Source organism: Streptomyces sp. NPDC005266, from assembly GCF_040607655.1.
Classification (GTDB): domain Bacteria; phylum Actinomycetota; class Actinomycetes; order Streptomycetales; family Streptomycetaceae; genus Streptomyces.
Map to the genome: position 1 here is coordinate 40,942 of NZ_JBEXHC010000026.1, position 18,937 is coordinate 59,878.

20 protein-coding genes are annotated in these 18,937 nt (G+C 71.3%); 5 read left to right on the forward strand and 15 right to left on the reverse strand.

The genetic code is table 11. The annotated features are described in order from the left end of the window. Positions 1-74: 74 nt before the first annotated feature. Complete coding sequence (locus tag ABZU99_RS31255; RefSeq protein ID WP_356048245.1) at positions 75-776, reverse strand: ABC transporter substrate-binding protein; 702 nt, start codon at positions 774-776, stop codon at positions 75-77. 146 nt (positions 777-922) lie between these two features. On the opposite strand from ABZU99_RS31255, the gene dtd reads away from it, so the two are divergent. Beyond that, on the forward strand, positions 923-1,348 hold the full coding sequence (gene dtd / locus ABZU99_RS31260; RefSeq protein WP_356048247.1) for a D-aminoacyl-tRNA deacylase: 426 nt from the start codon (positions 923-925) through the stop codon (positions 1,346-1,348). 12 nt (positions 1,349-1,360) lie between these two features. On the opposite strand, the gene ABZU99_RS31265 is transcribed toward dtd, so the two are convergent. The 5 genes from ABZU99_RS31265 to ABZU99_RS31285 all read right to left on the reverse strand — a co-directional run bounded on the left by ABZU99_RS31265 (position 1,361) and on the right by ABZU99_RS31285 (position 8,215). Continuing rightward, the gene (locus ABZU99_RS31265) at positions 1,361-2,143 is read right to left on the reverse strand and encodes a carbohydrate ABC transporter permease (protein WP_355949740.1); all 783 of its coding nucleotides are present in this window, start codon (positions 2,141-2,143) and stop codon (positions 1,361-1,363) included. A gap of 158 nt (positions 2,144-2,301) precedes the next feature. After that, a complete protein-coding gene (locus ABZU99_RS31270; RefSeq protein ID WP_355949588.1) occupies positions 2,302-3,672 on the reverse strand; it encodes an ABC transporter permease subunit in 1,371 nt (456 codons plus the stop codon). Between the two features lie 9 nt (positions 3,673-3,681). Continuing rightward, entirely contained in the window at positions 3,682-4,995 is a 1,314-nt protein-coding gene (locus ABZU99_RS31275) for an ABC transporter substrate-binding protein (protein ID WP_355949592.1), read from the reverse strand. Between the two features lie 38 nt (positions 4,996-5,033). Beyond that, a complete protein-coding gene (locus ABZU99_RS31280) occupies positions 5,034-6,734 on the reverse strand; it encodes a glycoside hydrolase family 13 protein (protein ID WP_356048250.1) in 1,701 nt (566 codons plus the stop codon). A gap of 200 nt (positions 6,735-6,934) precedes the next feature. Next, the gene (locus tag ABZU99_RS31285) at positions 6,935-8,215 is read right to left on the reverse strand and encodes an ABC transporter substrate-binding protein (RefSeq protein ID WP_356048252.1); all 1,281 of its coding nucleotides are present in this window, start codon (positions 8,213-8,215) and stop codon (positions 6,935-6,937) included. 169 nt (positions 8,216-8,384) lie between these two features. Between ABZU99_RS31285 and ABZU99_RS31290 the strand changes: the two genes are divergently transcribed. The 3 genes from ABZU99_RS31290 to ABZU99_RS31300 are packed head-to-tail and all read left to right on the forward strand — an operon-like array spanning position 8,385 to position 11,994. Beyond that, positions 8,385-8,903, forward strand: a complete 519-nt coding sequence (locus ABZU99_RS31290; RefSeq protein ID WP_355949601.1) for a helix-turn-helix transcriptional regulator — start codon at positions 8,385-8,387, stop codon at positions 8,901-8,903. Next, complete coding sequence (locus tag ABZU99_RS31295) at positions 8,900-9,679, forward strand: ABC transporter ATP-binding protein (protein WP_355949604.1); 780 nt, start codon at positions 8,900-8,902, stop codon at positions 9,677-9,679. Before ABZU99_RS31290 ends, ABZU99_RS31295 begins: the two co-directional genes overlap by 4 nt. Positions 9,680-9,684: 5 nt before the next feature. Next, complete coding sequence (locus tag ABZU99_RS31300; RefSeq protein WP_355949607.1) at positions 9,685-11,994, forward strand: FtsX-like permease family protein; 2,310 nt, start codon at positions 9,685-9,687, stop codon at positions 11,992-11,994. Positions 11,995-12,107: 113 nt separating this feature from the next. Here the strand turns inward: ABZU99_RS31300 and ABZU99_RS31305 are convergent, their stop codons facing one another. The 3 genes from ABZU99_RS31305 to ABZU99_RS31315 all read right to left on the reverse strand — a co-directional run bounded on the left by ABZU99_RS31305 (position 12,108) and on the right by ABZU99_RS31315 (position 14,230). Beyond that, a complete protein-coding gene (locus ABZU99_RS31305; RefSeq protein WP_356048255.1) occupies positions 12,108-13,073 on the reverse strand; it encodes a glycine cleavage T C-terminal barrel domain-containing protein in 966 nt (321 codons plus the stop codon). A 9-nt stretch (positions 13,074-13,082) separates the two neighbouring features. After that, complete coding sequence (locus ABZU99_RS31310; RefSeq protein ID WP_355949613.1) at positions 13,083-13,544, reverse strand: Fur family transcriptional regulator; 462 nt, start codon at positions 13,542-13,544, stop codon at positions 13,083-13,085. A gap of 116 nt (positions 13,545-13,660) precedes the next feature. Further along, positions 13,661-14,230, reverse strand: a complete 570-nt coding sequence (locus tag ABZU99_RS31315) for an FABP family protein (RefSeq protein WP_355949616.1) — start codon at positions 14,228-14,230, stop codon at positions 13,661-13,663. Positions 14,231-14,489: 259 nt separating this feature from the next. Between ABZU99_RS31315 and ABZU99_RS31320 the strand changes: the two genes are divergently transcribed. Continuing rightward, positions 14,490-14,855: a DsrE family protein gene (locus ABZU99_RS31320; protein ID WP_356048257.1), complete on the forward strand. Its 366-nt coding sequence runs from the start codon at positions 14,490-14,492 to the stop codon at positions 14,853-14,855. A 23-nt stretch (positions 14,856-14,878) separates the two neighbouring features. Here the strand turns inward: ABZU99_RS31320 and ABZU99_RS31325 are convergent, their stop codons facing one another. From ABZU99_RS31325 to ABZU99_RS31350, 6 genes are all read right to left on the reverse strand, one after another. Beyond that, positions 14,879-15,136, reverse strand: coding sequence for a DUF3099 domain-containing protein (locus tag ABZU99_RS31325; protein ID WP_355949622.1), 258 nt, complete (start codon positions 15,134-15,136; stop codon positions 14,879-14,881). Positions 15,137-15,324: 188 nt separating this feature from the next. Beyond that, the gene (locus tag ABZU99_RS31330) at positions 15,325-15,612 is read right to left on the reverse strand and encodes a DUF1416 domain-containing protein (RefSeq protein WP_355949625.1); all 288 of its coding nucleotides are present in this window, start codon (positions 15,610-15,612) and stop codon (positions 15,325-15,327) included. Between the two features lie 38 nt (positions 15,613-15,650). Further along, positions 15,651-16,490 carry a sulfurtransferase gene (locus ABZU99_RS31335; RefSeq protein ID WP_355949628.1) on the reverse strand — a complete coding sequence of 280 codons (840 nt, stop codon included), beginning with the start codon at positions 16,488-16,490 and terminating at the stop codon, positions 15,651-15,653. Between the two features lie 158 nt (positions 16,491-16,648). Then, entirely contained in the window at positions 16,649-16,729 is an 81-nt protein-coding gene (locus ABZU99_RS31340; RefSeq protein WP_350203226.1) for a putative leader peptide, read from the reverse strand. A 197-nt stretch (positions 16,730-16,926) separates the two neighbouring features. Beyond that, positions 16,927-17,613, reverse strand: coding sequence for a DUF2993 domain-containing protein (locus tag ABZU99_RS31345; RefSeq protein WP_355949631.1), 687 nt, complete (start codon positions 17,611-17,613; stop codon positions 16,927-16,929). A gap of 85 nt (positions 17,614-17,698) precedes the next feature. After that, positions 17,699-18,931: a hypothetical protein gene (locus tag ABZU99_RS31350; RefSeq protein WP_356048260.1), complete on the reverse strand. Its 1,233-nt coding sequence runs from the start codon at positions 18,929-18,931 to the stop codon at positions 17,699-17,701. Positions 18,932-18,937: the final 6 nt, after the last annotated feature.

The window sequence follows — 18,937 nt, forward strand, 5'->3', positions numbered from 1 at the left end:
GTCCGCACGTGGGTTTCCCCACCCTGTGGCCGCGGTCGGATCGTCATACCGGAACCCCGTCCAGTGCCTCTCGCCTACGCGAGCAGGTCGTCGACTCGCGCTTCTCCTTCCCGGTACCGGCGCGCGATCTCCGCACTGCAGCCGTCGGCGGTGCGCTGCAGCTCCTGCCGCCGCCGTGAGACCTGCTGTTCGTACCCCACCAGCCGGCCCATCGCGCCACGCAGCTCCTCATCCGTACGGGCCCCCGGGTCGGAGAGGCCGACCTCGGCGAGCATCTCCTCGGCCAGCCGCTCGTACTCCGCGCCGTGCGGCGTCCCGAGTGTCACATGGCGGGCGGAGGAACGGTGGCGTGAGGGCACGTCCGCGAGGATCTCCGGCAGCCGGTCCACCAGCGCCGTGGACGGGCGGTCCGCCACCAGCGGCGGCGCGGGGTCGCGGCGGTGGCCCAGTTCGGCGCGGAGGATGTCGATCCGGCCCTGGAGGAGTCTGCGCACATAGCTCAGATCGGCCTCCTCCCGCTGCGCGGTGCGGCGCAGTGCCCGCAGCTCCGGCAGCCGCAGTCCGTGCAGACCGCCCGGACCCGGGTCCATGGCCGCCGTGGCGTCCATGAGGTCCCCGTTGTCCAGGGGTTCCACGGTGTCCAGAGGTTCCATTGAGGCCGGCGCGGCGGCCGTCACGGCCGCGGAGTCGGCCAAGCGGCCGCCGCGCTGACTCGGTGGCCGCGCCGGCAGCAGGCTCTCGGCAGCCGTGGGCCGCCCGGTGCCCGGTGTGATCATTGATGTCCGTCCCCTCCAGCGATGCGTCATTCCCGCTGTTTTTGCCCACCTGCACCGCCTGCACGCATCGTGCCACTACGGATGCACCCTGTGCGGCAGCTGTCCACCCGATCGGCCCCGGATGGACGCAGGGCATGATGGTCGGTATGCGTGCTGTGGTACAGAGGGTGAACGGGGCGAGCGTCGTCGTGGACGGCGAGACCGTCGGGGAGATCGTCGGCCAGGGGCTGTGCGCCCTGGTCGGGGTGACGCACGACGACACGCCGGAGAAGGCGGCTCAGCTCGCCCGCAAGCTGTGGTCGCTGAGGATCCTCCAGGACGAGAAGTCCTGCTCGGACGTGGCCGCTCCGCTGCTGGTCATCAGCCAGTTCACGCTGTACGGCGACGCCCGCAAGGGGCGCCGGCCCACCTGGAACGCGGCGGCGCCCGGCGCGGTCGCCGAGCCGCTCGTCGAGGAGGTGGTGGCCCGGCTGCGGGAGTTGGGCGCACAGGTGGAAACGGGCCGGTTCGGAGCGGACATGAAGGTCTCGCTCACGAACGACGGCCCGTTCACGGTGATCGTCGAGATCTGAGAGGCGCCTCCGCTACTTCACCGACCCCGCCATGACCCCCTGGACGAAGTGCTTCTGGAAGGCGAAGAACACGACCAGCGGCACGATCAGCGACAGGAAGGCCCCCGGCGCCAGCACCCCGATGTTGCTGCCGAACTGCCGCATCTGCGTCTGCAGCGCCACGGTCAGCGGCTGCGACTCGCTGTCGGCGAAGATCAGCGCGACGAGCATGTCGTTCCACACCCACAGGAACTGGAAGATGCACAGGCTGGCGATCGCCGGCCGGCCCAGCGGCAGGACGAGACGGGTGAAGATCCGCCACTCGCTGCCGCCGTCCATCCGGGCCGCCTCCAGCATTTCGCGGGGGATCTCCGCGAAGTAGTTCCGCAGCAGGAAGATGGCGAACGGCAGTCCGTAGGCGACGTGGAAGAGCACGACGCCGGGGATGGAGCCGAACAGACCGAGCGTCCCGAAGAGCTTGGACACCGGCAGCAGTCCGATCTGCACGGGCACCACCAGCATGGCCACGACGATCAGGAAGATCCAGTCCCGGCCGGGGAACTCCAGCCAGGCGAAGGCGTATCCGGCCAGCGCGGCGATCACCACGACCAGGGCGGTGGCGGGCACCGAGATCGCCACGGTGTTCCAGAAGGCCTGGACGATGCCCGAATCCTTCAGCAGCGCCGTGTAGTTGTCCATGGACAACCGGCCGGGGCTGGTGAGCGCCGTCCACCAGCCGGAGGTGGCGTTGTCCTCCTCCGAGCGGAACGAGGAGAGGAAGAGCCCCGCGGCCGGGGTGAGCCAGATCAGGCCCATGAGGAGCAGGAACGCCTGGATCAGCCCGCTGCTCAGCCGTTTGGCGAGCCAGGCGGCCGGCCCCCCGCCCGATCCGGCGCGGGGCCGGGCGGCCGGCGCCTTCGCGACCGGCGGGGCGCCGGTCGCGGGGGCGTCCGGCCCGGCGGTGTCGTGGAGGGTCATGACTGGCTCCTGCGGAAGCGTCGGATGTTGAGGGCCATGGCGGGGACCACCAGGAGCAGCAGCAGGACGCCGAGTGCGCTGCCGAGGCCCTGGTTGTTGCCGCCGCCGAAGGAGACCAGCCACATCCGGGTGGCCAGCACGCTCGCGTCCTGCTGCACCGGGCCCGGCGCGATGATGTAGACGAGGTCGAAGACCTTCATCACGTTGATCACCGTCGTCACGAAGACCACGCCCAGCACGGGACTGAGCAGCGGAACGGTGATCTTCCGGAAGATCTGCCACTCGTTCGCGCCGTCCATCCGGGCGGCTTCGAGGGTGTCCCGCGGCAGGGAGGCGAGGCCCGCGCCGATCAGCACCATGGAGAAGCCGGTCCAGATCCACAGATAGGCACCGATGATCGCCGGGGTGACGAGCGAGGGGCCCAGCCAGGCGATGCCCTGGTAGGGCTCGGCGAAGTCCTTCTGCGGCAGCTGCAGCGCGTAGTCACCGGAGTCCAGGCCGGAGAACCGGTACGCACCGTCGTTGCCGGTGGTGGCCGTGGCGACGACGTTGCCGTCCCGTACCGCCTCGACGCTCAGCTTCGGCAGCCCGCGCTCGGTCGGGTCCACCCGGCCCGGCTTGCCACCCCCGCCGAGGGTGAAGTCGATGTAGACGACGCCCCGCAGCTCGCCCTTGCCCGCCTGGGCGGACGCCGCCTGACGGGCCGGCCTGGCGTCCTTGGGCACATCCTTGGGAGGGACGCCGACGAGACCGAGGTTGACGGTCCGGCCCGGTGACGTGGTCGCCGACGTGCGGTACGAGCCGTCCTTCTGCCGCGGCAGCGCCCGGGTGTCCCGGGGGTGGGCGGTCGGATAGCCGGCGCTCTGCCCCGAGAGGGTGTCATGGACGCTCACGGCGACCGCGTTGAGCACCCCGCGCTCGGGGTCCTGCTCGTACGCGACGCGGAAGATGATGCCCGCGGCGAGGAAGGAGATCGCCATCGGCATGAACATCAGGAGCTTGAAGGCGGTCGCCCACCGGATCTTCTCGGTGAGCACGGCGAGGATCAGACCGAGCCCGGTGAGCAGGGCCGGGGCGACGATGACCCAGATGGCGCTGTTGCGGATCGCCTTGAGCGTCGCCTCGTCCTGAAACATCTCGGTGTAGTTGTCGGCGCCCACGAAGCGGTCGCCCGAGGCGTCGAAGAAGCTGCGCCCGATCGAGAACACGATCGGATAGGCGACGAGGGCGCCCAGCAGGAGCAGCGCGGGCAGCAGGAACGCCAGCGCGATGATCCTGCGCCGCCGTGCCGCGCGGCTGCGGGGGGTGGCCCGGGACGGGGCGCCGCCCGCACCCGCGGGCGGCGCCTTTCGGACAGTGGCAGACATGACGGGCACTCAGTCCTTGTAGGCCTTGGCCGCGGCGGCCTCGAGCTTGCGGGCGGTGGCCTGCGGGTCGGAGGGGTCCTTCAGGAAGTCCTGGAGGGCCTTCCACTCGCCGGTGCCCACGGTGCCGCCGAAGGCGGCCGGGGCCTGGTCGGACATGTCGAACCGCACACCGTCGCCCGCGTCCACCAGCGACTCGCCGATCGCGCGGGTGGTCTCGTCCTTGTACGCGGTGGACGGCAGATGGGTGTTGGGGGAGACGAACCCGCCGGCCTTGGCCCACACCTCGGCGGCCTCCTCGCCGGCCAGGTAGTCGACCAGCGCCATGGCCGCCTTCTGGTTCTTCCCGGCCTTGAGCACCACGGCGGCGTCACCGCCGCTGACCACCGGCGGCTTCTTGCCGTCCACGGCCGGGAAGGGGAAGAACCGGGCGTCCTCGCCGACCGTCTTCTTGAACTGGCCGCTGACCAGACCGCCGACGAAGTCGCCCTCGTAGACCATCCCGGCCTTGGGCTCGGCGCCGAAGACCGCCTCGACGGACTCGGGGAAGTCGGTGCGCAGGGCCCCGGAGCTGCCCCCGGCCACCAGGTTCTTGTCGCCGAACAGCTTGCCCAGGGTGGTCAGGGCCTTGACCACGGAGGGGTGGGTCCACGGGATGGTGTGGGCGGCCAGCTTGTCGTACATCTCGGGGCCGGCCTGGGAGAGGTAGATGTTCTCGAACCAGTCGGTGAGCGTCCAGCCGTCCTCACCGCCGACCGAGAACGCGGGCAGGCCCGAGTCAGAGACGGTCTTGCCCATCTTCAGCATCTGGTCGAAGCTCTTCGGCGGCTCGACCCCGGCCTGCTCGAGCGCCTGCGGGGAGTACCAGACCGTCGACTTGTGGGACGCCTTGAAGTAGAGGCCGTAATAGGTGCCGTCGACCGTGCCGTAGTTCTTCCACACCGTCGCGAAGGTGGCGTCGGCCTTGCGGCTGACCTCCTTGGACAGCGGCTTCAGCCAGCCCTTCTGGGCGAACTGCTTGAGCACGCCGACCTGGGGCACCATCACCACGTCCGGCGCGTTGCCGCCCTCGATCTTGCTGCCGATGACGGTGGAGACGTTGTCGCCGGTGGGGATGAAGTTGGCCTTGGCGCCGGTCTTCTCCTCGAAGGCCGCCAGGACCTTCTTGAAGTTCTTCATCTCCACGCCGGTCCACACCCCGGCGACGTTCACGGTCTGGCCCTTGAGCTCCTGCTTGCCCGAGGACGTCTTGGCGTCGCCTCCGCCGCAGGCGGTCGCGGTCAGGGCGAGGCCGAGGGCCGCCGCCGTCGCCACGGCGTGTCTCATCGCTGCTCGTCTCATCACGGTGGTTCCTTTCGCTGGGTCTATCGGGGGTCGAGGTCGCTGATCCACCAGGCCGCGGTGGAGCCGGGGAGGGTTCCTGAGGGGCAGTCGGCGCTGGCCAGCAGCGGGGCGCCGGGGACCGGGGCCGGGACCGGGTCGGTGCCGAAGTTGACCGCGCACACCAGTCCGTCGCCGCGTGCGAAGGCGAGCACCTGGGGCGGGGATTCGAGCCATCGCAGCGTGCCCTCGCCGAGCTGGGGCAGGCCGCGGCGCAGATGGAGCCCGTCGCGGTACAGGTGCCAGAACGAACGGGTGTCGGCCAGCGCCCGGTCGGTGGCGTGGGCCGCGAACCACTCGGGCTGCGGCAGCCACGGCTGGGCCCCGCCCTCGGCTGTTGAGAAGCCGAACGGGGAGGCGAGTCCCGACCACGGCAGCGGCACCCGGCAGCCGTCGCGGACGTGCCGGCGGCTGCCGGTCCTGCGGAAGATGGGGTCGGTGAGGACCTCGTCGGGCAGGTCCAGCACCTCGGGCAGGCCCAGTTCCTCGCCCTGGTAGACGTACGCGGCGCCGGGCAGCGCGAGCATCAGCAGGGCGGCGGCGCGGGCGCGCGCCGGGCCGAGGTCGGCGGCGGCGTTCTGGTCGCTCGGGTCGCCGGCCGGGTCGTTCGCGTACCGGGTCACGGTCCGGACCTGGTCGTGGTTGTTGAGCACCCAGGTGACCGTGGAGCCGGTGCCCGCGATGTCGGTCAGCGCCTCGCTGATCACCGCGCGGAAGGCGTCGACGTCCCAGCTGGCGCTGAGCAGGCGGAAGAAGAACGCCTGGTGCAGCTCGTCGGGCCGGACATAGTTGGCGTGCTCGCGGGCGGTGGGTACGGAGACCTCGCCGACCAGCAGCCGCTCGCGCCCGTCGCGCGCGGTGTACTCCTCGCACAGCGCGCGCCAGTCGCGCCACACCTGGTGGACCTCCGGCTGGTTCCAGGCCAGCGGGTTGACGGAGTCGCGGGACCGCTCGTCGGCCTCGGGGTCGGGGGAGTCGGGGAGTTCGGGGTGGCGGTACAGGCCCGCCGCCACGTCGATGCGGAAGCCGTCCACGCCGCGGTCGAGCCAGAAGCGCAGGACGTCGAGGAAGTACTCGCCGACGGCGGGATTGCGCCAGTTGAGGTCGGGCTGCTCCGGGGTGAACAGGTGCAGGTACCACTGGCCGTCGGTGCCGTCGGCCTCCTTGACCCGGGACCAGGCGGGGCCGCCGAACATGGCGTGCCAGTTGTTGGGCGGCAGCTCACCCCGCTCGCCGCGGCCGTCCGCGAAGTGGAAGTACTCCCGCTCCGGGCCGCCCGCCCGGCCCGCCAGCGCCGCCTGGAACCAGGCGTGCTCGCTGGAGCAGTGGTTGGGCACGATGTCGACGAGGACCTTCATCCCCAGCCGATGGGCGTCGGCCACCACGGTGTCGAACTCGGCGAGATCGCCGTAGACCGGGTCCACGTCCGTGTAGTCGGCGACGTCGTAGCCGTGGTCGTGCTGGGGCGAGGGGTAGAACGGGCTGAGCCAGATGCCGTCCACGCCGAGCTTCTTGAGGTACGGCAGTCCGGCCCGGACCCCGGCCAGGTCGCCGATGCCGTCGCCGGTGCTGTCGAGAAAGCTGCGGACGTACACCTGGTAGATCACCGCGTCCCGCCACCAGTGCCGCTCTGTGGTGTCCGCGGGGGAGGGTGAGGGGCCGTTGCCGGCCGTGGCTGTGAGCATCTGCCGTTACCCGTTCTCAGGGGGCGTGCCACCGTGCCCGGCACGCCAACGTGCTGTTATGCATGCATGTTAAGTAGTCGTGTCGAACAGGTGTCAACGAAAAGGACAGAAATAGCGAAGAGCTGTCCCGATTTGGGACGGATTATCCGGTGGTGCCGCTACCTAACATGTAAGTAAGCGCGGATCAGAAGGCGAGGGAGTCAGCCGTGGCGGACGACGGCCTCGAGTTCCCGCCCGAGGCGAGTGACGGCCTGATCGGGGGTCTGCCGCTGGGCCAGCGCGTCGTACACAACGGCCTGCACAGCCAGGCTCACCTGGTCGTACCGGGGGCTCTTCGGGCGCGGTTTGGCCGCGAGCACGCTCTTGCGGAGCGTCGGCAGATAGGGGTACTTCCGTACCAGCCCCGGATCGGTGTACAGATCCGCCCACACCGGCGGCAGCGACCCCTCGGTGAGGACCCGGCGCTGGACCGCCTCACTCGTCATATAGGCGATCAGATCGGCGGCCGACTTCTGGTGGGTCGAGTGCGCGTTGATCGCGAGGTTGGAGCCGCCGAGGATGCTGGAGCCGGGCCCGTCGGGCCCCGGCAGCGGTACCGCGCCGAACTTCCCGGCCACCGGCGAGGAGGGAGCGCTCGCAAGCGAGTACATATAGGGCCAGTTGCGCAGGAACAGCAGATGGCCGTTCTGGAAGGCCCGCCGGGACTCCTCCTCCTTGTAGCGCAGGGCCGCCTCGGGGATCCAGCCCTCCCGCACCCCGTCGGCGAGGAACGCCAGCCCGCGGCGGGAGGCGGCGGAGTCCACGGTGACCTTCGCGCCCTCGTCGCCGAGGATCCTCCCGCCCGCCGAGTGCACGGCCTCGGCGGCGTTGGTGGTCAGCCCCTCGTACGGCAGGAACTGGCCCGCGTAGCCGTCGAGCCCATGGGCGGGGGCGACCGTCTTCGCCAGCCGCCTCAGCTCGGCCCAGGTCCGGGGCGGTTTCTCGCCCTCCGCGTCCAGCACGTCCTTGCGGTAGTAGAGCAGCCCCGCGTTGGTCACATACGGCACCGCGCGCAGCCGCCCGCCGAAGGTCGCGGTGGCCACCACCGGCGGCAGGAAGCGGTCGAGGGGGAACCGGTCGGCGTCCAGCGGGGCGATCCAGCCCGCCGCCGCGAACTCCGAGGTCCACGCCACGTCGATGTTGAGGATGTCGAAGCGGGCGCTGCCGGACCGCAGCCCGGTGACCATCTGGGCCCGCACCTCGTCCGCGGCGTCCGGCAGCTCGACGAGGGTCACCTTCTCCGCCGGGTGCGTCCGGTTCCATCCGGCCAGCACCCCGCGCAGATAGTGGGTCAGATCCCCGCCGGTCACCAGGGTCATCGGGCCTCTGCCGGCGCGCTGCCGCGCCGCCGCGTCACCGACCCGGGCCTGCGCGCCCGCCTGGGCGCCGAGGAGCAGCGCGGCGATCAGGAGGACCCGCCCCGCGGCATGCATCCACCGCATCGGTCCCTCCTTGCGCGCCGGTGCCGACCGGATATGCCCGGTGTCCGGCACCTGTATACCTGTTAGGCATACGGGATACTAGACGTTGCAGGAAGATACGAGGGTGATCCGGCAGACAGTCGGAAAGCGACCCTAACGGACATGTACGGCACGGTGGAGGAGGGTAAGCGTGCGGCTCCCGCTGCTGGCGCTACTGGCACGCGGACCCGCCCACGGCTACGAGCTCAAACAGGCCCTTGAGAAGCTTCTGGGCTCGGCGTACCCTCAGCCCAACATCGGACAAATCTACGTCACTCTCAACCGGCTCCAGAAGTCCGGTCTGATCGAGGGCGAGGATGTTGCCCAGTCGACCCGGCCCAACAAGCGCATCTACCGGCTCACCGACGCCGGGCGCGAGGCGCTGGACGGATGGTTCGAGGAGCCGACTGATGAGCCGCGGGTACGGGACGAGTTCTTCATGAAGCTCGCCCTCGCCCCCGAGACCGGGGCCGCCGACCAGATCGCGCTGATCAACAAGCAGCGCCGCCACTACCTCAACGCCATGCGTGACCTCTCCAAGCTCGCCGCGGTCGAGGACCGGGACAACCGGGTCGCCCAGCTGCTCATCGAGGGAGCCATGCTGCATCTGCAGGCCGACCTCGACTGGCTGGAGCGGTGTCAGGAGGAGCTGGAAGAGGAGCAGAGATGAGCCGCGCGCAGGCATCCGGCGCCGAGGCGTCGCCCGCAGGCCCGATACTCAGGGCCCAAGGGCTGGTCAAGACCTACCGGGCGGAGGGCGCCGCCCCGGTCGAAGCCGTCCGCGGCGTCGACCTGCGGGTCGAGCGCGGCGAGTTCGTCGCGGTCACCGGCCCCTCCGGCGCCGGCAAGTCCACCTTGCTCCATCTGCTCGGCGGGCTCGACCGGCCGGACAGCGGCTCCATATGGCTGGAGGGCAAGCAGGTCGACTCCTACAGCGAGGCCCGCTGGGCCGTGCTGCGCCGCAAGAGCATCGGCGTCGTCTTCCAGTTCTTCAACCTGGTCTCCAACCTCACCGTCGCCGACAACGTCGAACTGCCCGCGCTGCTTGCGGGCTCCACCCCGAAGCAGGCCCGGGCGGGCCGCGAGGAGCTCCTCGCCGAGCTGGGGCTGAGCGGCAAGGAGCGGAGCATGCCCGCCGAGCTGTCCGGCGGGGAGCAGCAGCGCGTCGCCCTCGCCCGGGCGCTGGTCAACGCGCCGGGCGTGCTGCTGGCCGACGAGCCCGCGGGCAGCCTGGACAGCAAGGGCACCCGGGAGGTGCTGCGGTTGCTGTCCCGCTTCCACCAGCGCGGACAGACGATCGTGATGGTCACGCATGACGCCCGGATGGCCAGCGCGGCGGACCGGGTCATCAGTTACTTCGACGGACAGGTCGTCGACGACATGGCCCTGGGCGGCGGCGGGCGCCGCGGCGGCGGTGTCGCCGACGTCCTCGAGCTGAAGGGCTGACGGCGGTGCGGGCCACGCTGCGCTGGGCACACGCCGATCTTCGCGCGCACCGCGGCGCCGCCCTGGTCACCGTGGTGGCGACGGCCGGGATCATCGTCTCGCTCCTGCTGGCCGGGGCGTTCTTCACCTATGCGGCCAACCCCTGGCAGCGCGTCTTCACCCAGTCCTCCGGCGCCCATGTGTGGGTCCATACCCGGGCCGCCGCGGACGCCGGGTCGCTGGCCCGGCTGGACGGGGTCGAGGCCGCCTCCGGACCCTTCCGTACGGCCCGGGCCACCATCGCACGCGGCGGCACCCGGGCGTCACTGGAACTGCGCGCCGCCGGAACGGAGGAGCCCCGCACCGCGCGCCCACTGCTCACCTCGGGCAGCTGGCCGGCCAAGGGCACGGACGACGAAATGGTGCTGGAGAGCTCGCTCGCCCGCGCGCTGTGGGCCGAGCCGGGCGACTCGCTGATCGTCGACGCCCCCGACGACCCGCCCCGTACGCTGCGCGTGGCGGGCATAGCGGACAGCGCCGAACCGCGCTACGACCCCGGGGAGACCCGCGGTGTGGCATGGGTGCTGCCGTCGGCCCTGACCTCGGTCGAATCGCACCAGGACCACCTCGGGCAGGTCATCGGGCTGCGGCTGAAGGACCCTACCGACACCGACTTCGCGGTGCAGCGGGCGGTCACCGAGCTCGGCGCCGACCAGATCACCGGCATCTCGCTGTGGCAGCGGGCGCGCGCCGACGCGGAAGAGGACGACCGGCTGCTGGGGCAGCTGCTGGGCCTGTTCGGGCTGGGCGCGCTGCTGGCCGCCGCCCTGGCCGTGGGCGGGGCGGTCACCACCCGCGTCCGCGGCCATCTGCGGGACATCGCCGTGCTCAAGGCCATCGGCTTCGCCCCCGGCCAGGTCGTCCGGATGTTCCTCGTCCAGCACCTCGGACTCTCGCTGCTCGGGGTGGTCTGCGGGGCGGTCCTCGCCGAGGTGCTCGGCCCGCATCTGCCCGGCCGGATCGGCGAGGGCATGACGCTGTGGCAGGCGCTCCCGGAGCACACCTGGGTCCCGTTCGCCATTTCCGGCGGCGCCATCGTCTTCATCGCCGTGGCGACATGCCTGGCCGCATGGCGCGCCGGCCGCGTAGCGCCGGTCCCCGTCGCCCGCGCCGCCACCGACCCCGGCCGGAGGATGTCGGGGACGGCCCGGCGGGCACTCGGCATGAGGGTTCCGCCCGCGCTGGTGCTCGGCTGGCGCAGCGCCTTCCACCGGCCGGTGCGCTCGCTGGCGGCGATCGGGCGGCTCACCCTTCCGCTGCTGCTGATCACGGTGGCCGTCGGCGCCTGGACCACCCTGGACCGCTTCGAGAGCCACCCCGAGAAGATCGGGCTCGCCGCCCCGCTCGCCGCGCGCGCCGAGAGCCTGACCGACGGCCGGGCACGGGAGCTGCTCGCGGCGAACCCGGATGTCACGGCCGCCTACCCGGGGACCGAGACCGAGGCGCTGGTCCCCGGGCAGACCGGGACGATCACCCTTCAGGGGCTGGGCACCGCCCAGCGCCCCTACCCGTTCTCCGTCGCCGAAGGGCGCCCCGCCCACGGCGAGGACGAGGCGGTGGCCGGCCAGGGCCTCCTCGATCTGCTGGATCTGAAGGTCGGCGACTGGGTCCGGATGACGGTCGGCGGATCCCCGCAAGTGCTCCACATCGTCGGGCGCAGCATCGAACCGGAGCAGGGCGGCCGGGTGATCTCCACCTCGATCGACACCCTCCGCGAACGCGAGCCCTCGCTCCGGCCCGACTTCTACCACCTGACGCTGCGCCCCGGGGCCGATCCCAAGGCGGTCAGTCAGGCCCTGGCGGACGCCTCGGACAGCCGGCTGGAGGTGCGCGAGATACCCAACCCCGCCGACCGGCTCTCCGCCGTACGCGGCGTGACCATCGGGCTGATCGCGGTGCTCGGCCTGATCGGCCTGGCCGAGCTGTCCACGACGATCGGGGCGGGGGTGCGCGACCGCCGCCGCGATCTGCTCGCGCTCAAGGCGATCGGGCTGACCCCGCGCCAGGTGGCGGCGGTCATCGTGGCCGGTACCGGCTTCACCGCGCTGGCCGCGGCCCTGGCCGGTACGGTCCTGGGGACCGTCGCCTCCGGCTGGATCATCGACCTGCAGGGCCGCAGCAGCGGCATGGGCGCGGGCATCGCCCAGCCACCGCCGCCGGGCATTCTGCTGCTGATCGGCGCCGCCGCGGTGGCCGGGGCGGTCGCCGTATCGGCCCTGCCGGCCGCACGGGCCGTCCGCGGCCGCCTTGCGGACGCCGCCGGGGACGTCCTCTGACAGGCGTCCTCCGACGGGCGTCCTCCGACAGGCGTCCTCCGACGGGCATCCTCCGACGGGCGTCCTCCGACAGGCGTCCTCCGACGGGCGCCTCAAGTCCCACGGTTGGGGTCCTACGGTTCGACCACGACTTCCTGCGCGGCGGCCGTGGTGTCCGCGATCAGCGCCGCGTCCACCGGCACATTGCGCTTGACCAGCGCCAGCGCGATCGGGCCCAGCTCGTGGTGGCGGGCCGAGGAGGTGACGAAGCCCAGCTGACGGCCCTCCTCGCCCTCCGAGGCGAGACGTATGGGCGCGCCATGGCCGGGCAGCTTCACCTCGCTGCCGTCCAGGTGGAGAAAGACCAGCCGACGCGGCGGCTTCCCCAGGTTCTGCACCCGGGCCACCGTCTCCTGGCCGCGGTAGCAGCCCTTCTGCAGATGGACGGCGGTGCCGATCCAGCCCAGCTCGTGCGGGATCGTGCGGTGGTCGGTCTCCAGGCCGAGCCGCGGCCGGTGCGCCTCGACGCGCAGTGCCTCGTACGCCAGCACCCCGATCGGCGGGCCGGCCGCCTCGGCGAACTCGGTGAGCCGCTCGCGCGGCAGGAACAGATCGCGGCCGTGCGGAGTCTCGCGGACGACGGCGTCCTCGGGGGCCTCGGTGATGCTGCCCGCCGGGAGATGGACGATCGCGTAGTCCTCGGTGCGGTCCGCGATGTCGACCCGGTAGAAGAACTTCATGGACTCCAGGTAGGCGATCAGCTCCCGCTGGCTGCCGGGCTCCACATGGGCCCAGGTCGTCTCCCCGTCGTCGACGAGATAGAGCGCGTGTTCGATATGGCCGTGGGCGGAGAGGATCAGGGCCTCGGTGGCCTGCCCGGCCGGGAGTTCGCTGACGTGTTGGGTGAGCAACAGATGCAGCCAGCTCAGCCGGTCGGCACCGGTGACCGTGGCCACCCCGCGGTGGGAGAGGTCAACAAATCCGGTGCCGTCGGCGAGCGCGCGCTGCTCACGGAACAGGTCGCCGTAGTGGGCGGCGACGCCTTCGTCGGGGCCCTCGCCGGGGACGGCGCCGGGCAGCGACAGCAAAGGGCTCTTCATGCGCTCAGCCTACGACCCCGCGGCTCGGCCCTTGCCGGGGTCGCCCACGCTGTGCTTGGCGGTACAGGAGGCGCAGCGGCCGAAGATCGCGAAGTGCTTCATGTCGGTGTCGAAGCCGAAGGCGGCCCGCAGTTGACGGGTGAACGCCTCGGCCACGGAGACATCCGCCTCGATCACACCCGTGCAGTCCCGGCAGACCAGGTGGATGTGGTGGTGACGGTCGGCGAGATGGTACGTGGGGGCGCCGTGCCCGAGGTGGGCGTGGCTGACCAGGCCCAGCTCCTCCAGCAGCTCCAGCGTGCGGTAGACCGTGGAGATGTTGACGCCGCTCGCGGTGCGGCGCACCTCGGTGAGGATGTCGTCCGGAGTGGCGTGCTCCAGGCGGTCCACGGCCTCGAGCACGAGCTGGCGCTGCGGGGTCAGCCGGTAACCGCGCTCCCGCAGATCGGTCTTCCAGTCGGTGGTCGCCACGGTGCCAGTGTAGGCGTGAGTGGGACGAGCCTCACCGGAAGCTGGTCCGGAGGCCCGGAGGCCGGGGGTCCGGAGGCCGGGAGGACGGGGGGCCCGGATGCCCGGGACCCGGAGGCTCAGCGGAAGAAAGCGATTCCGTCGTCGGGGAGGTCCATGTCCTTGAGGTCCTTGGCCCACTCGCGCGGGTCGACGACCTTCTTGAGGTGGGCGGACATGTACGGGCGCAGCTCCACGTCGGGGGTGGCCTTCTCGCCGACCCACATCAGATCGCCGTTGACATAGCCGTAGAGCCGCTTGCCGCCCGAGTAGGGCGGGGAGACGGCGGTGCGCGCGACGGCGTCGGTCGCCAGGTCGATCTGCGGCTTGCCCTCCGCCAGCTCCCCGTACCAGACCTCGGCGACGCCCTGGTCGCGGACCATCACGATCTCGACCTTGCGGTCCTTGTCGATCCGCCAGTAGCCGGACTCGGTCTCCAGCGGACGGACCTGCTTGCCCTCGGAGTCCAGCACCCAGGTGTGCGACTGGTACTCGATGAAGTCGCGGCCGTCGTGGGTGAAGGTCGCTTCCTGCCCGAAGTTGCACTTCTCGGCGCCCGGGAAGTCCGATACGCCGGCACCTGCCCAGTTGCCGAGGAGGAACGCGAGCGGCACAAGGCTCGGGTGGAGGTCCGACGGAATCTCGATCATGAATCCAGGCGATCTGTGGGTGGGCGGTCTGCGGCGGTGGGGCGGAAGCGGATCAGCGCTGGCCCTGGTACAGCTTCTTCCAGGTCAGGGCACAGAAGCCCAGCGTGGCGATGACGACCAGGATCATCAGGGTGGTGAAGACTGCCTCAAGCACGAGCGCGCTCCTCGATACAGATGACGGACCGGGTCCGAGTCTAGTCGGCGGCCCGGCGGGCGGCGCCGCGAGGTGGTGTGATGAACCCCGCCTACCCTTGGCCGCATGGCGAAGAAGCTGGTGATCAAGGTGACGGCGGGCGCGGACGCGCCCGAGCGGTGCTCTCAGGCGTTCACGGTGGCGGCGGTGGCGGTGGCCAGCGGGGTGGCGGTCTCGCTGTGGCTGACCGGGGAGTCCTCCTGGTTCGCGCTGCCGGGGCGGGCGGCGGAGTTCGAGCTGCCGCACGCGGCGCCGCTGCCGGAGCTGATCGAGGGCATCCTCGCGGGCGGCGGCGCGATCACGGTGTGCACCCAGTGCGCGGCGCGTCGGGACATCGAGGAGCAGGATCTGATCGAGGGGGCGCGGATCGCGGGTGCGCAGGTCTTCGTGAGCGAGATCATGCCGGACGAGGTGCAGGCGCTCGTCTACTGATCCGGCGCCGGTGGCCCCGCGGGTCAGTGGCGGTGGTTGTGCTCGTCAAGCTCCCGCCACCAGCGGTCGGACTCCTCGTCCCCCGACTCGTCCCACCAGCGGTCGTCGGGGCCCCGGCGATTGGCCACGATGGCCGCGAGGGGCGGGATCACCATGGCGATGATGCACATCACGACCGCGGCCGGCACGGACCACAGACGGACAAAGGCCCATGCCGAGATGAAGAGCGTCAGACACGCGCCCATCAGGAAAAAGTAGGCGTGGCGGCGTCGCGCGTACATGTGTCCAGCGTACGTCCGGGTCCGCCGCGCGGACAGACGGCGGCGCGGACAGCAGATGGCGGCGCGGACGACAGACGGAGGCGCGGACGACAGACGGAGGCGCGGACAACAGACGGAGGGCCGCACCCCGAGGCGTCCAACCCCGGGGTGCGGCCCTCCGGCCGTGTGTCACGACGCGTCGTGTGGCGTCAGACGGTGATGGCGACCTCCGCCAGCCCGCCCTTCTGGGCGACGACCGTGCGGTCCGCGGTGGCGCCGGGGACCAGGGCGCGCAGCGTCCAGGTGCCCTCGGCGGCGTAGAAGCGGAACTGTCCGGTCGCGGAGGTGGGGACCTCGGCGGTGAACTCGCCGGTGCTGTCCAGGAGGCGGACGTAACCGGTGACGGGCTCACCGTCGCGGGTCACCGAACCCTGGATGGTGGTCTCACCGGGCTTGATGGTCGAGGCGTCGGGGCCGCCGGCCTTGGCTCCACACATGTATGTCAGTCCTTTGCGTTCGGGGGAGGAGAGTGCGGTCAGCTGCCCGAGCCGAGCTCGACGGGCACGCCTACCAGGGAGCCGTACTCGGTCCACGAGCCGTCGTAGTTCTTCACGTTCGGCTGGCCGAGCAGCTCGCGCAGCACGAACCAGGTGAGCGAGGAGCGCTCGCCGATCCGGCACAGGGCGATGGTGTCCTTGGACAGGTCAACGCCTTCGTTCTCGTAGAGGGCCTTGAGCTCCTCGTCGGACTTGAAGGTGCCGTCGTCGTTGGCGTTCTTCGACCACGGGATGTTGCGCGAGGTCGGGATGTGGCCCGCGACCTGCGACTGCTCCTGCGGGAGGTGGGCCGGGGCGAGCAGCTTGCCGGAGAACTCGTCGGGGGAGCGGACGTCGACCAGGTTCTTGGTGCCGATCGCGTCGAGGACCTCGTCACGGAAGGCGCGGATCGAGGCGTCCTGCGGCTTGGCCTTGTACTCGGTCTTCGCGCGGGTGGGGACCTCGGCGACCAGGTCGCGCGAGTCGAGCTCCCACTTCTTGCGGCCGCCGTCGAGCAGCTTCACGTCCTGGTGGCCGTAGAGCTTGAAGTACCAGTAGGCGTAGGCCGCGAACCAGTTGTTGTTGCCGCCGTAGAGGACGACCGTGTCGTCGTTGGCGATGCCCTTCTCCGACAGCAGCTTCTCGAAGCCCGCCTGGTCCACGAAGTCACGGCGCACCGGGTCCTGGAGATCCTTCTTCCAGTCGATCCGGATGGCGTTCTTGATGTGGTTCTTGTCGTAGGCCGAGGTGTCCTCGTCGACCTCGACCAGGACGACCTTGGGGTCATCGATGTGGGCCTGTACCCAGTCGGCGTCCACCAGGACGTCACTGCGGCTCATGTTTCTCTCCTCCGGGGCAGTTGCGGCGGTACGGGGCACGCTCGGGACGTGGCGCTGCGCGAGGCTGGGTGGCCAGCGTACGAGCGGAGTGCGGGGAGGGCCCGGCTGACGGGCCCGAAGAGGTGCCGGCCCGGTCGGATGCGGGCCGCGTCCTCATCTCAGACGGTGCGACAGAGCATGGCGGCGACGCGGCACAGGTCTACTGCCCGCCGCTTCGTGAGATCCGCCTGTCGCTTCATGGGTCCGATCGTAGGGACGGACAGGCGGGCGTGTCACCGGCGTGTCGGATGGTGAGACATGATTGTCCGCTATCTGGGATGAGGGAAGGGTGGGCGCCCGGGGAGAGCGGGCGCCCGGGCGCCCGGCGACAGCGGGCGCCCCTTCCCGTGGACGAGATGGTCTCAGTTGATGGACCCACGGCCCCGGAGGCCGGTGATCAGCCCGCCAGTGCGACGTTATTACCCGCGACCGACACCTCTATGCCGTCCTTGTCGGTCACCAGCTTGTCCAGCCGCATGCCCTGCGGCAGCCCCTCTATTTTGCGCTCGATATCGGTCCGCTCGCGGACCTTCCCCTCCCAGCCGGGGATGTTGCCGCCCGGGATGGTCTCGGCGTGCATCCGGATGGTGTCGCCGTTGACGATGGTGACCTTGGAGCGTGCGGAGAGGCTGAGTCCCAGCAGATTGCCGGTGACCTTGACCTGGTTGCCGCCGGCCGGGTCGTAGCCGACCGTTACTCCCTCGCCCGCGGCCTGGGAGAGGTCCGCGTAGCTGATGTGCGCCGAGCCGGTGGCGCGGTCGGCGGTCGCCGAGGAGAAGTCGCTCGAGATGCTGACGTTGTGCAGCTGGGCGTCGAGCTCGGTGACGCGGACGCTGCGGCCGCCCCCCGCGTCCGTGGTCAGCCCGTCCAGGCCGACGTCCACCTCGTCCAGCTCCTTGCCCACGACCTGGGTGAGGAACGGAAAGCCCTTGATCGAGACGTGGGGTGTGCTGGTCAGCCCCTGAGAGCTCTTGATCTTATCGGCGGCCTTGGACTCGGCCATGTTCACGGCGATGCGGTCGGCGGCCACGAAGAGGCCGCCGAGTATCACGACGATGATCAGTGTGATGCGTAGTGCGCGCATGTGCGTCGGTCCCCCAGGCTCACAGCCCCAGGCGCTCGCCTGGGGCTGTGAGCCTAACCGGAGACCGGACCCCGGGGCCGGGCGGTCAGACCAGTGCGCGGCCGATCACATAGACGACGGGCGCGGCCGCCACCAGCGGCAGCGCCACGCCGGCCGTCATATGGACGAACCGCGACGGGTAGTCGTAGCTCGCCACCCGGTGGCCGATCAGCGCGCACACGCCGGACGCGAACCCCAGCAGGGCGGCGGTGGAGGTGCCGGTGCCGGTGACGTGCCCGGCCCCGATCCCCGCGCCCGTGGTGGCGGCGACCGCGACGACGACGGCCGCGGCGGTCGGCAGCGGCAGCGCCCGGACCAGCACGGCCACCGCCACGGCGGCCGCGCCCACCATGACGGCGTCGGAGGATTCGGCGGCCGCCGCCAGATAGCCGGTCGCGAGCACGGTGACGGCGGTCGAGGCCACGGCGGCCGTCAGCCCGTACAGCCGCTCGTCCGCGGAGGCGTGGCTGCGCAGCTGGAGGACCAGCACCAGCAGCAGCCAGACGCCGAGCGTGCCGATGACGACCGTCGGGGCGTGCCCCCGCCCGGTGGTGAGCAGGCCGATGTCGGCGGCCAGACCGCCGGCGTAGGCGAGCGCGATGCCCTGCCTGGCGGGCCACATCCCGTTCAGCCGGAACCAGCCGGCCGCCGTGACCGCCTGCAGCACCGCCACGACGACGGCGACCGCCGGGCGGCCGAGCGGCGCGGTGGCCGCCAGGAGCGCGGCGATGACGGCGGTCAGGGCGGCGGGGACCAGCCCCGGGTGGAGGATCTGGGGGCGGCCCTCCAGGCGGGCCTTCTCGGCCGCGGTGAGGGGCTTGCCGCTCTCCGGGGCGGCGGGCCCGGGCGAGGGCGCGGCGGCCGTGGCCGCCGTACTACGGTCGGCCGGAGCCGGCCCGGCGGGCCGGGAGTGCGGCTGCTGCTGGTGCTGCTGCTGAGGCTGCTGGTGCTGCGGTTGTGGGTACGGTTGCTGGTGCTGCTGGTCCCAGCCGGGGGCGTACGGGCCCTGCCCGCCCTGCTGGGCGGCGTAGGGGTCCGCGTACGGCTGCTGCTGATACTGCGGCTGCTGGTACTGCTGCGGGAACTGCGGCGTCTGGGCGTAGCCCTGCTGCCCCTGCTGCTGCGGATAGCCCTCGTACCCGGACCAGTCGGCGGGCTGCTGGGCGCCCTGGTCGTATCCGCCGTACGGCGTCTCGTGCGACCCGTACGGGGGATGGGGCTCGTACGGCTGCTGCTGCGGATGATGCGCGTCGTGCGGCTGGTGCGGCTGGTTGCTCATGACCCT

Excerpts from the sequence above, each read along its gene's own strand:
- dtd (WP_356048247.1), top strand. The coding sequence starts at position 923 with ATGCGTGCTGTGGTACAGAGGGTGAACGGGGCGAGCGTCGTCGTGGAC.
- ABZU99_RS31350 (WP_356048260.1), bottom strand. The coding sequence starts at position 18,931 with ATGAGCAACCAGCCGCACCAGCCGCACGACGCGCATCATCCGCAGCAG.
- ABZU99_RS31255 (WP_356048245.1), bottom strand. The coding sequence starts at position 776 with ATGATCACACCGGGCACCGGGCGGCCCACGGCTGCCGAGAGCCTGCTG.
- ABZU99_RS31270 (WP_355949588.1), bottom strand. The coding sequence starts at position 3,672 with ATGTCTGCCACTGTCCGAAAGGCGCCGCCCGCGGGTGCGGGCGGCGCC.
- ABZU99_RS31275 (WP_355949592.1), bottom strand. The coding sequence starts at position 4,995 with ATGAGACACGCCGTGGCGACGGCGGCGGCCCTCGGCCTCGCCCTGACC.
- ABZU99_RS31280 (WP_356048250.1), bottom strand. The coding sequence starts at position 6,734 with ATGCTCACAGCCACGGCCGGCAACGGCCCCTCACCCTCCCCCGCGGAC.
- ABZU99_RS31340 (WP_350203226.1), bottom strand. The coding sequence starts at position 16,729 with ATGAAGCGACAGGCGGATCTCACGAAGCGGCGGGCAGTAGACCTGTGC.
- ABZU99_RS31330 (WP_355949625.1), bottom strand. The coding sequence starts at position 15,612 with ATGTGTGGAGCCAAGGCCGGCGGCCCCGACGCCTCGACCATCAAGCCC.
- ABZU99_RS31335 (WP_355949628.1), bottom strand. The coding sequence starts at position 16,490 with ATGAGCCGCAGTGACGTCCTGGTGGACGCCGACTGGGTACAGGCCCAC.
- ABZU99_RS31305 (WP_356048255.1), bottom strand. The coding sequence starts at position 13,073 with ATGAAGAGCCCTTTGCTGTCGCTGCCCGGCGCCGTCCCCGGCGAGGGC.
- ABZU99_RS31295 (WP_355949604.1), top strand. The coding sequence starts at position 8,900 with ATGAGCCGCGCGCAGGCATCCGGCGCCGAGGCGTCGCCCGCAGGCCCG.
- ABZU99_RS31315 (WP_355949616.1), bottom strand. The coding sequence starts at position 14,230 with ATGATCGAGATTCCGTCGGACCTCCACCCGAGCCTTGTGCCGCTCGCG.
- ABZU99_RS31325 (WP_355949622.1), bottom strand. The coding sequence starts at position 15,136 with ATGTACGCGCGACGCCGCCACGCCTACTTTTTCCTGATGGGCGCGTGT.
- ABZU99_RS31285 (WP_356048252.1), bottom strand. The coding sequence starts at position 8,215 with ATGCGGTGGATGCATGCCGCGGGGCGGGTCCTCCTGATCGCCGCGCTG.
- ABZU99_RS31265 (WP_355949740.1), bottom strand. The coding sequence starts at position 2,143 with ATGGGCCTGATCTGGCTCACCCCGGCCGCGGGGCTCTTCCTCTCCTCG.
- ABZU99_RS31345 (WP_355949631.1), bottom strand. The coding sequence starts at position 17,613 with ATGCGCGCACTACGCATCACACTGATCATCGTCGTGATACTCGGCGGC.
- ABZU99_RS31320 (WP_356048257.1), top strand. The coding sequence starts at position 14,490 with ATGGCGAAGAAGCTGGTGATCAAGGTGACGGCGGGCGCGGACGCGCCC.